Genomic DNA, 15,363 nt, shown 5'->3' on the forward strand with positions numbered 1-15,363 from the left:
CATGCAGATAATTTCATACAAATGTACATCAGAAAGTCGCAATGCCAATATAGTGAAATAATTTAATATTCAAAAAATATCAAAATCCTAATTTGTAGCTTTGATAAGAAGTCCCTTAGCATCATAAGATTTAATCCCCTCCTTGTTTAGACCATTCACTATGTCTTGACTAACTCCATTTGCGAAATAATATCGCACTTCACTTTTACCTTCATTTTTAGCCAGCTGTTTAATTCGTAACATTTGGTTTTGTATTCCTTTTTCGCCGATAAATGTTTGATATGTTTTATCAGCTAAGTTTTTGTTTTTAACTTCTCCGAAAAATGTCTCGCCAACTAGATCAATTTCGGCTTTGGTTGTCGCAGACATTCCTTTTGAATTGACAAAGGTAACAGACTTGAATTTTCTATTTACCTCTACTAAATCATCGACAGCACTGGCAATTTGTATTTCGGCGAGTTTTGCCTCGTAATTTGCCAGCACTCCATCCGCATATTTTATTCCGTCTTTAGCTAACTTTTGCTCATAACGAAGATATTCTTCAGCCGCTTCTTTAATTGCCTTATTCACCCCTTGTACTCCTTTTAATTTCGGAAACATTGTTGGAACATCTGAGTAAATGCCTTCTAAGATTTCGACAGCTTCGTCTCCATAGTTAATTGTTAAATAGGAAATTCTTTCAACAACTCCACTTATCCCTCCTGCCGCGTAAATGTTTCTAACAAACATAACTTCTGCACTAACTGTTGACCATCCCCATATGGCTGATGCAGCTACACCTGATAAACAGGCTCCTGCTAATACTCCTGCAGATTGGCCTTTATTCATGGCATTTCCCAACATTTCTATTTTGGCCTGTGACATCTTATTTTTTCCCTTAGCCGTTAACTGACTTATATATAAGGCGCTTTTATAATCAATATTACACATGGAGGGGTACATACCCCATTCTAAACCATCCACATCTATTCCATCGATAGGCCTATTACTAGCAAATTGATATGAACTTAATTCAGGATAGGAGGTACAAAGAGGGTCAACACTCAAAAACTTCCCTATCCTTGCATCGTAGATCCTCATCCCATAATCTTGTTGGTTCCCACTTCCCTTTACTTCATTATCATTCTCTTTGCCATTAAATCCATACCTGTAGCTGCCAGCAGCCTGGTATCTGCGGCCTGGCATTTCCATGCCGAAGGCATAGTAATCGGTATAATTTAATACTTCAGGTAAAACCTCATCGCGGTTATCTACATTTACAGCATCAGTCCCAACATTTGATAATAGTTTAGCATCTGAAATTACCACACGAACATTTCCAAGATGATCTTTAAGCTCATAATCCTTCGCACCCACCGTCCGTTTAAATTCTTTAAGTTCCTGGGCAGGATCATCAAAAATCTTGTAGACCTGGGTAGGGAGAGAAGAATTAAGCCTGTAGGAGGTGTCGAGAGCAGCGACAGTGGCATTCCATGCGCTTCCCGTGTAGGCATGCACTTGGTCGAGGTGTTCACCCATTTGTGGGATATAAAAATTACCGTCGATGCCGCGTTTGATCTCGCCAAATAAATAACTTACCAGTGGCGAGCCTACATTTAAATTGATGGAGGCAAGGTCTGGTGTACTCAGAGGCGTATATTTCCATACATTACGATCATATTTAGTGAGTCCGTTGCCTTCTTTGTAAACACCTCTTTGAGCATATAGTATGTCCGTACTATTTTTCATGAAGTCGTACATGCCGTTGCCGTTGTTTCCTGCCTCACTTATTGGTTTTACGCCTATAGTGCCCGTTATTCCGGTGCGGAGATTATCAAAAGTCATTGTATAAAGTGAGGCTTTTCGGTAATCAAAGCCTGAGACGTATTCGTCGTACTGCCACCAGCCGATTTTAGCACCATCTGGAGAAATCTGAAGCTGGCCCTTGTCTGTATTTCCACAGCCATTAATAGTTTTCATGACGTAAGGAGCAGGCGTTACTGTAGAGGAACCGAAGTCGTAAGCCATAATATCTGTAGCTCCTTTATTAGCATCGAGCGGGTCGATAGAATAACGGCTGTTGTAAACGATGCTATGACCGGTTATGTGATCCTCTACCGCCGTGAAATGATAACCATGCTGCACACCAGTTGTTGCCGTCGTGAGCGCATTGTTTGCGGATTGCACTTCGCCCATATTGCCGATTGGCCCGTAGCCAATACTATTCATTTCCACCACATGATAAACAGGAAGTTTAGCAGCATTTAAAGTAACAACCGCGTATTTAGTAGATCCTGGAATTCTTACAATTACCGGCTTGCTATTTGGGTCTACAGAACCTATAAGGTCTGTATTTTTCATAAGCTTACCGGCGTTGTCAAATACCAGACAGACATCGTTAGCCCCCAGGTATTTCTTAGCCACTACCACAAAAAACTGCAGATTACGATTAAGATCCTCTGCTACTGCTACTCCGTTGTTAGCTATGCCCAGTAGTTCTACAGCATTTTGAACATTCTGATAATTTTGAGAATTGCCACTGTTGGACATTGAAATTACCTTGCACTGGCACAAATTGTCGGTTGTGGCACCATTAGGTAACAAGCTCGTTTTACTGGTGGTAGTGATCCAGTTTTGGTATTCTGAAATAGCCATGGCACCGTTAGAGGCGATAGCAAGCGCCGACAGCGTGGTGGCTGAAGCCAGTGTAACAGGCTTGTCGTTCTGCCCTAACCTGTCGCTACCGTAGATCGGTTGCTCTGTGAGGTCTATTTTATACAGCGGTGTAGGCGTTGCAACCGCATCATAGTAACGCCTATATGTTGCCATGGTATTTCCAGCTGCGTCCCTCACATAATATGTGGCCGTTAGCTCCGTAGTTTCTTCAGAACCGTTATGACTGAGCTCATCATCTTTCCAATACTCTTTAGAAGTACGGTTACCTGCGGCATCATATTTAAAAGTAATGCGTTCTTTTAAATCAAATGAACCATCCTTCACGGTTTTTAAAATCTCTTTAATTTTTCCATAAACCGTCCAGCTTATAGTCGTTGTAAAATCATGCAATGCAGGAGGTGTATTGGTAGCAGTGGATAAGAGCTCTTTGCCCTTCTCCTGAACGAGGTTACCAATCTCATCATAAGTGTAATCATGAGTAGCCTGAAAATCGCTAAGGCCGGCCGTGGTTTTGGAAGAACCATCTGTGATGCTCACTAATTTATTATTTGTTTTTTTACCAGAAGTAAGTGCGTATGAGTATTGAAGTTGATCCATTTTTGTGGACGACACACTTTCATCATCGTATCTATCGAGAGACATAATATTACCATTCGCGTCATAAGTATAATTTGTCTGGTAAGTTTTGGCGGAAGCGATATTTGCCCAACCTGAACCCGATTCTTTTACTGATGTACTTTGTTTAATGCGGTTGAGAAGATCATATTGGTAAAGGTCTGCCCTGGCAGCTAGAGTTCCTGTAGCGGTGCTGTTCAGCTGACTCTGGATCCAGCCACTGATATTTCCATTATAAAGATTTGGCGCGGACAACGCTGTAAATGTGCTAAGGCTGTAGTGAGCAGTGTTCATTAAAAAATTGCTGGACGCCAAAGTCGTATAATCTCCATCAAAATACTTCAGAACCATTCCAAAACGGTCGGCGGCTACGCGGTCTAGCGGCGATCCACTCGAACCGTTGTCGCGTCCAGGATCATCGGTTTTTGAAAGACTCGGTGAGTTGAGAGACTTCAGCCAACCCTGAACGGTGTAGATATAATCTAAGCCCTGTACAAGGTCCTCGCCAAGTACATTTCTTTTTAAAGGACCATGGGCGTAGTACTCATAATGCGCATCTCTATCCCACAGTTGTCCATCGCGTGAAGTTTCTGCATTCACGAGGCGATTTTCGGCATCGTAGGTATAGCGATGGAAGAAGCGATCGACCCTTTTCTCGTTATACTTCACCTGCAGAACTTTGCCACTCACCAAATCATATTCATAAGCAATGTTATTTTTAGCCATCCCTCCCGGTTGGTCCTGAACTATCCATTCTACATTGCCGTGGGAATCGTAGCTGTAGTAAGTATAGTATTCATCACCCAAGGCTGAACTTTCATCAATAAAACTGTAACTAACCCTGTTCTGAACAAAGCGCTGAGGCTTGCCATAATAAGTAACGGATGAAATATCCGAATAAACTGTTCTGGTAACTTGCCTGTTGCCTGTTGCAGGAGATACAGTAGAATTAGCGGCTGTTGTATTTGCACTTGCACTTAGATTTGTAAAATTGAGTGAACCCACGTTTGTAGTATTCTCCCCTACCTCGCAAATTCTGCCAAGTGCATCGTATTTTGTATAAGAGTAAGCTGATGTGGTTTTTTGTTTATCGTTTTGCGAGAAACGCAGGCGATTGTTAGCGTCATAAATAAAGTTTGTGAGACCACCGTCAGGAGTTGTCTGACTTATTAACTGTCCAAGAGAATTGTATTCGTAAGTCGTTACTATACGATGTGGTGTCAGACCGGTTGGCCAGGTTGGTGTAGATGTATTTGACCTTGCCGTTTTTATTGAAGCAATATTTGCCAAACTCGTATATTCAACGCCTTCCGGCGGAACTGTTTTGGTCAATCGACCGGCCCTATCGTAATAATATAATGTATGGTGATGATCTGTAATTTCGTACTCTGCAATCAGCGCATCTCTAAAACCACTTAGATCACTGCAATCGTCTCTCAAATACTCCTTCAATGCAGTCTGTTTGGTTGCTTTACATTCGCCGGCCTGAGAAGCCAGGTCCGCTGCTGCTTCAATCATATTTTCATGAAGAATAGGATCGACCTCCTCCTCGGGTGGAGCGGGCGCTGGGATTTCGCGGATACCCCAGGCATAATCGAAAGTTAAAGTAAAATTATCAGCGGCATTGAATGTAAGCGTTCCCATATCGAAATTGTAAATACATCCGTTGGCATCTATCACCTGCAAATCATACTCCCCATCACTAAAACCAAAATTATCAGCAGTTTGCCCGCTATTGCCATCATAGGAGGTAATAAGCTTTTGAACGGTAGTAGTAACCGTTTCAAGGGTTGTGAAATAGTGATCAGAATTTGTACTAACCGCTGTGGCTGAGCTCAGCGCTGCCAAACCCACACTATTAACCAAAGGTTTAAACGGCGTTGACAAGGTTGCCCAATAAGGATACATCACAGTATTAATAGAATTGTCAAGATTATCAGCAAGACTAATTGGCGTAGCAGTAGGCACGACTATAGTATGCGTTTCCGCTTCCGTGGTACTAATGAAGTTGCCCAGTGAATCGTAAGCAAAACGCCACTCTACCACATGCGACTTTTGCTCACGCTTAAACCAGGTAAAATTATAAGGCGCTTTTCCGCCTGTTACGCATGCATTGATTTCGCAAGCTGTAATGTTCGCGGCATTGCTTGTACCCTGTGCGTAGGGGCCACTGCAACTCGTAAGGGTAACGATAGAAGAAGGATCGACAACAATAGCAGGTGTAGGTCCGCTAGCTGAGCAACCCGACTGGTCATTTACAGTTGCAGTAATAGTGCTTTGACCGGTAATACCTACAAGGCTAAGTACATTTGAAGTTGTAGGGTCCAAAGAACCGTTCATGTACCATTTATAGCTGTAGCTACCATCGCCACCTGATGGCAGGACCATAACATAACCAGGACCGTGGCAATTGGGTTCGCTCGTTTGAAACGACAAACTTATATTATCCAGTTTTTTAACCGTAAAACTCATACTGGTAGCGCAACTGTTTGCGGTAACTGTAACAGAGTAGTTGCCGGTTGAAACGGCGAATGTATTTGTTGTACCAGGTCCGGTTATAGCGGATGTGGTAAGATCTTTAAGCGTATAATTAAAAGTGCCGGAAACAGAGGAAGGAGCAAATTGCGCATGAATCGTCACCGCACTTGTTGCTCCACCGCCACAAGTTGAGACACCTCCTGATTTTGAAAGTGAGATAGCAGGTTGTAGAATGCCAAAATTTGAAGTTGTTGTACAGGTTCCATAAGTATATTTTACAACATAATTCCCCTGAACCAAACTGGTAACTTGCAAGCCTGAAGTTGAAGTAAGCGCTGTACCGGGATAACTGGCGGAGGCGTACCAGTTGACAGAACCACCAGCAATGGACGGTGTTAAGGTAGCAGACCCGCTGGCCCCCATACCGCAGGAGGAAGCATGTGTTACTGCGACGTTTAGCGTCGGCTCAATTTTAGAAATATTTATAAGAAGGGAAGAGCGACACGATTCATTTAGGCCGTTGGCAATGGATACGTAATTTGCACCCTGGCCTAAGCCTGAGATAGGATATGCGAGCGTGGTAGTAGCCAGACTATTTGGAGTAACGGTCACCCCATTAATAACAAAACCCTGCACCTGAAGACTCGAAGAAATGATGATGTTGGCGGTTCCTCCTGCAACCGACGTACAGGTAATATTCGCAATATCAGTAACGGTGCCCGTTGGCTGCGCTAATAGCGTCATGGTTTTTGTTCCGGTTAAACTCAAAGAACAGGCTGCACTGGTTACTGTTACATTGTAAACACCACCTGAGGTGGCGGTGATCGAAGCAAGGCTCGAAGTAAAGCCGGCCGGCCCCGCCCAAACGTATGTAAAGGGCGCTGCACTTGACTGTGCCGACACAACCGCATTCAGATATCCGAGACTACCAGGACAAATAAACTGAGAAGGAGTAGTGACCTGCAAAGAGGCATTATTATTAATAACAATTGCCTGAGAATAAGATAAAGAACAAGACCCGTTAAATAAAGTAACAGTTAAAGGATAAACTGTAAAAGCTGGACTGGTCGGATAAGTATGCGCCTTATGGGCTGAAGTAATACCCGTGCTATTTGAACTTACAGGGCTGGTTCCATCGCCATAATTGATAGTATACGAAGTAAAAGTATTAGTTAGCGCAGTTAATCCCAGGGTAACTGAATTATTACAAGAGAGAGCTGACGTAGTGAATGTTGGATCAGGTTGCGCATAAACCGTCACATTTTTCTGCGCTGTTGAAGAACAAGTGACACCTGCAGAAAAAGTATTGGTTATAGTTAAAGTGATAACGTGCGAACCAGTGAGAGTAAAGATATATGAAGGATTAACGCCGCTTGTGGTAAAAGTTGTGCTGTTGGGTTTTAGAACCGTCCATGAATAGGTGGTAGCACCGGAATTTACATTGAAAACAGAAAGTGCATCACCGAGGCAAACACTGGGCGAAGTAATACTAAAATTTGCCGAGGGTACACCGATATTAAAAATTTTGGAAACAGAAGTGCTACAGCCGGCGCCATTTGTGATGGTTAACTTCACAACGTTTGATCCGTTAACGAGATTTGAAGTGTAAGTAGCACTCGCTCCTGTAGAATTGACATTTAAAAGATTGATCTGCCAAACATAATTCCATGTAGATGAGTAATTAGGAATACTTAGTATTACTCCACTGGCGGGATTACAAATAGAATTCACCGTATAGTTAAAGTCTGCCAGAGCAAAATCACTTACCGTTATTACCGTTTGCACACTGCAAGGACTTAATCCTAAACCCGTCAAGCTTACCACATAACTACCAGGTCCGGGATATGTATGAGCTATGGTTAAAGAACCGTTTGTAATGACCGGGCTGTTTGTACCATCTCCGAAGGACCATTGCGCGTTTGGCATTGATCCGCCATTATAGCTAAGAGTATATGATTTACAATTGGCCGGAGACACAGTTATTGTATGGCCGGTAGTTGAACCAATGTTAAGTGTTTGCGTTGTTGATAATGAGCACGTGCCGTCACTTGTAATAAGCGTCACTGTATTCGTACCTGCTACCCAACCCGTGGTATAATTATCCGTTTGATTCGTAGCATTTACGGTGGTACCGTTAATAGACCACTTGTAGGTCCCAGTGTATGGCGATATTGTCATATCGACGCTGGCAGTACTGCAGGCGTTTGGAACCGTATAGGTAAAACTACTGGGAATAAGTGTTGTAACGTTTACTACCGAACTAAATGTGGTACAGGGAGAAATGCCCTGCCCTGTTAAAAAAACCGTATACGTACCGGGAGCTGTATAAGTATGGGAGGTTAAAGTAAAACTTGTGCTGCCAGCCATTTGCAGAGAACTGCCATCGCCCCAAACCCAAAGAGGAGCCACGATGGGCCAGGCACTTTGCAAAATAAAACTCTTTGAATTGCATAAATAGGGTGTTGTTGTACTAAGAGTTGCCGTATTTGCAGGATGCGGAATTGAAACTGTGGCTTGTTTAATGCAGCGCGTGTTTTCACCCTGTATACACATCTGAATAGTAAATACAGATGGGCCACAAATATTCTGTAAGTTATAGGCATGGCTTACCGTGAAAGTATTGGCAGTACCCGATATAGAAGGAGTTATTGCACTACCGTCGCCGAAATTCATATAGCCTAAGGTGAAACTGTAAGGGCAGGAAGGGGCGCTGACCACTGCAGATAAAGTTGCTGTTGCAATATTACCAGAATACGTTATACTGGTGGCAGTGACCGTAAGCGACGTTGTATTGCAACAAGCAGAAGTTGTTGAACTGAAACATGCAGCCCCGGCCTGTGCTGATACATTATTGATTGCAAGCAGGACCAAGAGGGCCAGCAAAACGATCTTATTTTTATGCAATATTGTGCTTAACATAGTCTTTTCGTTAATTCTACACTACTAAATATTTCGGGTACTGCAACTTCAATCCAGGGGCTTATTTGCTTTCCAGGGCTACAATGCGGGCTTTTAAGGCTTCGATCATCACTTGTTGTTCCTGGATTGCTTTTATAAGAGTAGATGTCATTGAATGGTATTGAACACCTTTTTTAATCTGATACGTTTCTAAATACTTACCAGTACTATCTCTATCAAAAATTTTCAATTCCGGAACAAAATGAGGAAACTGCTGTTCAACGTCCTGGGCGATTAAACCATGATGAACCTCTCCTGTTGGATCATCTTTGTATTTATACGTCACCGTTTTCAGGGCAAGTAATTTCGATAAGACCGGACCTTCATTTGCTATATTTTTTTTAAGAGTGGAATCAGACGGTGGAGTGAAGGCCCCTCCCGCGAAGCTATATTGTGTTCCACCATTTATTTGAAAGTAGATGCCTGATTTTCCCCTGAAATAAATACTTCCTGTGCCGGTGCCTCCGCCAATACCCTCATTTGTGAGGATTACGTTATTCTGCGATTTAATTGTAATATCGCCAGTGCTCGTATGAATCCCTAGATGATTCTTGGAAACTTCAATATCTGTATTTCCAGTGGCCCCTTTACACTTTTCCCAGGAAGTAACACCAAAACCCCAATCGCCTGGTTCATACAATTGGACAAGACGCATACCTCTGTGCACATACGGGGAGCAGCCTCCCACGGTTAGCGTACCTGATTTTTGCACAAGAGCATTTACAGGTCCCGCACCAATCTCGCCGTTAAAATCTCTTGAGCCCCAGCGAAGCTCATTTCCATTACTTTGAAAAAGGACATTGTGCTGACTGGTGTCAGATCGCACTTCAAAATTATAAACAGGTGCTGACGCATGGGTACCAACACCTACCTTACCCAAGGGCCCAAGTGTATTGTAAATATGATTTGAAGTTGGAGAAAACTTTGTCCAAAGTGTTGGCGAATTCATTTTCTCCCAATGTCCGGTCGGGGCTACTTCCCAATAATAAAACCCTGATTCCATACCTGTGGTGGTAGTATTTGTATTGAATACCATTAAGCCAAGAGCCGGACTCACTACCGGTGAGGAACTACTGATTCCGGTAAGATAAACCCTGGGAATTAATAGACCTTTTGTAGTACTCTCGACATCGAGCATGGCTGAAGAATGTGGCGCTGAAGGTGTTGTTTTAATTGAAACCCCTTCGGTGGTTTGAGCATTTACAAGCGAGCCAATAAGCAACAAAAGGAGAATGCTAAGTTTGAGATTTACTGTTTTCATATTTCTATTTATTTTTTAATTTTTTAATTTCCTGTTGCAGTTACCGGGTAGGTTTTAGAGTACGTTCTGAATTGTGTTGTGGGACAACCTGTTTTTTCGCCGTAGGTGCAAGGTGCAGTTGGTGAAGGTTCGGTGCAGGAACCATTCCGCCATTCCTTGGCGGGTTTGCCGGAACAAGCTCCATAGGGCGGAATGTAGGGCAGGAAACTCCCGGTTTCCATCATGTTTAGAAGCATCTGGTCGCACTCTGCAAAAAACCTGATTAAAATTTTTCTACTGTCCACTATATTCAGGCTGTTATCATTGTAGTAAACAATTAGCTTGCAATCGGTTTGAGAACAGGCCGGAAGATTACAGAGTCCATCGAAATAACTTGTTGTTGTAAAAGAGGGAGGTACTGAGCAGGCTACAGAATTAGAAGGAACCACCGTAATACTTAGAACAGAATTTTTTATTGCATTTACCTGAGCCGTTGCGCTTGCTACAACTGCTTTAACCATGATGTCGATTTCCTTATCTGTTATCTGACCTGGACCCGTTTTGCAGGGAACAATGGTATAACAGGAACTGATAAGCTCGTTCACGATGGATTCGCGAAAAGCATTGGCCTTATCTTTTAAGGCTGCGATGTGCTCTTCCAGGTGTATAACGGCTTGATTTATCAATTCCGTTTTGCTTGCGCAGGTAGGAAGCTGGCCGGTGGGTTCGAAGTAGTTGTCTTTTGAAATTGTTGCGTCGACACCTTTGTTTGCATAGCACTTAGGTGCTCCTGCGATATTTGAGTAGAAAGTTTTCCGCTCTGACGAGGTCCAATTGCGATGCGTATATTCTACGGTGAATGAAGCAGCACTGGAGGAGTAAGTACTCACAGGAAGCTCGTCACAAAGACCTGTCGATAAAGTAATACTCGAAGAAAGATAACTTATCGGGTTATTGTATTTATAAAGTAGGTCGAGATTCACCTGATGCGGAAGCAAGACATCAAAATCGCTCCGGAATCCCGAAGTTGAACCGTTTTCAAAGACGTTATAAACAAAGTATTTAAACATCCATTCCGGCTTTATAACATAGGGATAATACAGTTCATAGTTACTAACTGAGTTGCAGGTGTAGGTTTTTAATACAGGATTTCCTGAAGGATTCACCGAAAACAATAAGGGAGCGTAAAGATGATTCAGACTTGTTGTATTAGCGGCATTTGTAACCACAGTGGTGTAAATACTCGGACTTCCGTCGTGCGGAGCGGTTGGATACGAATACAAATACTCGTCAGGATAAATGCCACCCAGACTGCTGATATGGGTTGCTAAATCCGAACCATCAATGATGGCAGCATATTGCGGAGGAGCGAGCGTGAGAAAAGTTGCGGGTAGACTTGTTGCTGCTTCCTGGCGGGATTGTGAAACTTCCGCCTCCTTCTTGCCTTTGAATTCGTTCATCTCCTGGCTTATTTTTTTCTTCAACCACTTTTTCATCAATCCATTTTTCATATCCCAGTTATCGTCATCGTCCCCGTTATCCTGAGCTGAATTTGATCCATCGTTATCATTGTAAACATTAATAGCATCGCCATCCTCACTTGCCTCATAGGCGTTAAATAAATCTACAGACTGTGTCCATGACTCATAGACGCCTTTACAAGGGTAATTATATTCGTTAACCAGACTGGTAACAGGTACCGTCAAACTATAGCTTCCCGAAGCATCTTTAGTTGCTGCATACCATGTACCGTTAGTGTGTTGCATGGCACTGCCCGTGTAGTATTGCGAAATAAGCATATTGGTAATCATAAAGTTGAGGCTACTGTAATTAAAGCCAGGTGCAATCTTCCACAAGTCAGTGGCTGGATTCATACCCTCTGCCGTCATTCTGTCTTTGAGTGGGGTTATAAATTCTCTCTCAACCACGGTACCCACAGCCGCTCTCTTTTCATCAGTACTCGCAGCGCTCCAATTATTATTATCCTTAAAATCATCCACTCCATAAGGTATTATTGCTCCTACGGTAGCATTTGCATTAGCCAAAGTCATTGAGCTTATTGTTAGAGTGTTTGAATTTGCGTAAGCGATTTCCGGCGAACCTTCGCAGATGTAACAGGCAGGCTTTTTTGGAATCGGGACTTTGATAGTTCCGCAACAAGAGGAAGAAATTTGTATATCGCTGGTTGAGGGATTATCCGTAGATGTGGAAATAGATTGTAAATCAAAATCGGCAGCGTGCGGAAATTGAAAACCAGGCGGAACATCAGAAGGGTCTATTTCTAGGAAGAGCATTAAATCGCTTGAGGTGACCGTTGGAGACGGAGTAACGCTATTGTAATTATTTACCATAGCGGTAAGCGTAGACATAAACGCAGTGAAAGCTGTATAAGTTGCGGGACTATTTACATCCTGCATTTTTTCAATGAGCGTTTCATATACGATACGGGTTTTTTCATTTTCGACTATGAGAAGGCTATCGGCGTATTTTGCACTGTTTGCCGAGAACATTTCTTTAACAAGCATGTACGAACCAGCATTTAAAGTTATCTGGTTAACTGCACCTAAAGAGCCTGTTGGATATATATAAACAGGCGCTGTGCCTGTACTCGCGAAACGCCAGCTCGAAGGGAATGTAAAACTTGGTGTGGAAATAAAGTTTTCGAACTGAGGTGTTAGTGAACTTGCATCACTTATGTAAGTTATACTCCTGTCTAAATCTACTAAAATGAATCGCATTCTCAAGTTGCAATCACCCGAAACACATCCTGCGCTTCCTGAGGATATATTCTCTTTCACGTAACTGAGTGTTAGTGTGGTATTATCTGTGGGAATTGCTATGCGTTTTGAACTGGTTATTTTATCACTCGTAAATACATTTTCGTTTATCTCATTCTTTATAATTAAAGACGTTGTGGGATTGCTTAGAGCAGATAATTCTGCGGTACTGTAAGACATCAAGGCTGTAGCGATCGTATGCCCTTCCTTAGATGTATAAGTAATAGATTGAACGTTATTTTGATCAGTTGTAATGGTTTTAATTACTGACTTTCCAAGAGGAGCTTCCTCCCCAAACAGCCATATTAGCTCATCGTCTGAAGCTGTACCATATTGCATACGCAGAGTTCGTCCTTGTCCGGTTACCTGTGTACCCAATGAATGCGCCTTACCTACCCCCGACTCTTCTCTTACACGCCCCGAACCATCGCTCTCAAAAACGGTGCGTTTAAAGGGATATCCTTCAGCACTGGCCACGTTAGAATTGATAGGACTGGTAGTAGCCTGATCAGAATAGTACTTGTAAGCAGAAGTTGCGTCTTCTACTTTGTCGGGATCGCTGAGCTTGCTATCGGCATCAAATTGTTCAGCTGTATAAAGGTCACCGCTTTGATTTTTTACAAAGCCTGTTTTGTATCCACTCAGGCCACCTGCTACGGGCACCGGCATTGTGACCATTGCGGGTCTGCCCGAATAATCAAGTAATGTTTGGGAAACAATATTTGTATTTTCTGAACTATTGTACTTTTGATTTTGACGAGCATTTAAAAGTCCGTCTGCATAACTTATGCCCTCGCTTGTTTTCACTCCTGTGGGATTACTCAGACTATTGTTGTCACCTTCTGTAAACACCCTCGAATAAATCCAATTAAAATCTTTATCAGGATCAATAAAATAAAAGATGTGTGGGTCAGATGATGATGAAGGTGAGTGATTTGTTTTATCAAGAATTAAATTCGTCGCCGGATTAGTTACAGTAGCACTCCATTCACCATAATTTTCACTATTTGCAATACCGCCATCAAAATAATTACCGATGGGACGCACTCTCCAGATATAAAACCCCGTTCCTTCAGCTACAGTAAGGTCAATTGATGTTTCAGGAGACTGAGTTTCTACACGTAAGGCTTTAGACCAATCAATAGATGTAGAAATTTTATCCTGATCATTTTTATAAGTATCATCCCGATTTTCAAGTTTAAGAATTTGTAATTCATAATTCGGGTAGGATGCCACACTATTATTTGGCTGCCAGCTAAAGGTCACCAACCGCCCTGCAATAGAAACGGGTAAAGGGATGGGGCCCACAGCAGGCATGAAAGCCGATGCTAATCTCACGTCTACATCATACTGCCGAGCAAGCGTGATGGATAATCTTAAATTTTGTTCCACATAATTTTTAATTAGTCCCGTAAGGTTAGCCGGGGTTGAATTGCCATCATTAATAGTAACTGAGTTTACAGTAGCATAAAATGGATCTGATACAGATGCAAAGGAGGGCAGCACATCATCAATCTTTAATACTTCCGGCTCATTGGTTGTTATTGAAAATGTTTTCGAAGTAGGTGAATTTGTACCAAATTTGTAGGAGAGATTAACAACCACCTTAAAATTCCACCCCGTAGTTTGCTTGACGTAACTATTCCCCAAATCGAGCTTAAAATATAATTTTGCCGACTTCTTCCTTTCTCTAAGAACGGAAGGAGATCCAGGTTTATCTGTCACTGGAAAATTAATAGTAGTTGTAGCAAAATTAGTTCCACCGCCATTCACACCCTGCACCGATCCGGCAATGGCAGTATAACTGGGACTTACCTGAGCAACCGCAGACATGCTAAGCAAGCAATATAGAACGATTAGCTTAATACCAATAAATTTCTTCATACGCTATTTAATTAGTGATTATTTTTTTTGTGAATTTTTTTTTGCACTTGCCACTTCTTCGCGGTTGTCGATAAATTCGTAATCCTTAAATTTCGTCAGCAGATTACCCTTCCTATCAGATATGTATGATTTAACAGGTAAAAAATCGTAGCTTGACTCTTCCGAATACTCCTTATAGGTGGTTGTAATTTCTTTAACCTTATAATCAGTGGTATAATTTATCTTAACACTGATTACAGTCCCTAGCTTAGGATTAAGCTCGTATGTCATTTCCGTTATTCTTAATAATGAATTATCATTCTTCTCAGGATTGTTTTTCAGCACAATAATCTTTACACCATCAGTTATATTTTCACACTTCACAACTTCACAACTTTCTAAAAAAGCCTTTTTTAATTCTATAAAATTGTCGCCGATGTTTTTATTATTGGCTTTTTGATTTTCAATTGAGCTTACCATAAGTACTTTTTGATACGGCATAACCATTACTGTTTCTTTACTATCGCTGTATATACTGACCTGTTCGGAAAAAAAATGAAGTTGATCTTTCTTTCTATGCATTTGAACATTAGAAACCGTAGTTTCATCTTCCCAGTTGGTAGCCTTAACTACATAATTCACATACAGATTTTTTTCAGCGAATAACGAATCTGCTTGAAAATCCATGAGCCTTTCGCAGCGTTTGATGTCGTCAATGCAGTTTTCAGTTTGAGCAACGATAAGACTTACCGTAAACATCTGAAGGAAAATAAAAAA

Annotated in this window: 4 protein-coding genes; all 4 read right to left on the minus strand. The window is 42.0% G+C overall.

Translation table 11 applies throughout. From position 1 onward, the window contains the following. Positions 1-87 precede the first annotated feature (87 nt). The 4 genes from CNR22_00100 to CNR22_00115 all read right to left on the minus strand — a co-directional run bounded on the left by CNR22_00100 (position 88) and on the right by CNR22_00115 (position 15,345). Positions 88-8,667, minus strand: coding sequence for a hypothetical protein (locus CNR22_00100; GenBank protein ID PBQ30223.1), 8,580 nt, complete (start codon positions 8,665-8,667; stop codon positions 88-90). Positions 8,668-8,728: 61 nt separating this feature from the next. Next, positions 8,729-9,967: a hypothetical protein gene (locus CNR22_00105; protein ID PBQ30224.1), complete on the minus strand. Its 1,239-nt coding sequence runs from the start codon at positions 9,965-9,967 to the stop codon at positions 8,729-8,731. A gap of 23 nt (positions 9,968-9,990) precedes the next feature. Further along, the gene (locus CNR22_00110; GenBank protein PBQ30225.1) at positions 9,991-14,556 is read right to left on the minus strand and encodes a hypothetical protein; all 4,566 of its coding nucleotides are present in this window, start codon (positions 14,554-14,556) and stop codon (positions 9,991-9,993) included. Between the two features lie 69 nt (positions 14,557-14,625). After that, a complete protein-coding gene (locus CNR22_00115) occupies positions 14,626-15,345 on the minus strand; it encodes a hypothetical protein (protein PBQ30226.1) in 720 nt (239 codons plus the stop codon). Positions 15,346-15,363 lie beyond the last annotated feature (18 nt).

The organism is Sphingobacteriaceae bacterium, assembly GCA_002319075.1.
Lineage (GTDB): Bacteria > Bacteroidota > Bacteroidia > B-17B0 > Aurantibacillaceae > Aurantibacillus.

Excerpts from the sequence above, each read along its gene's own strand:
- CNR22_00100 (PBQ30223.1), bottom strand. The coding sequence starts at position 8,667 with ATGTTAAGCACAATATTGCATAAAAATAAGATCGTTTTGCTGGCCCTC.
- CNR22_00105 (PBQ30224.1), bottom strand. The coding sequence starts at position 9,967 with ATGAAAACAGTAAATCTCAAACTTAGCATTCTCCTTTTGTTGCTTATT.
- CNR22_00110 (PBQ30225.1), bottom strand. The coding sequence starts at position 14,556 with ATGTCTGCGGTTGCTCAGGTAAGTCCCAGTTATACTGCCATTGCCGGA.
- CNR22_00115 (PBQ30226.1), bottom strand. The coding sequence starts at position 15,345 with ATGTTTACGGTAAGTCTTATCGTTGCTCAAACTGAAAACTGCATTGAC.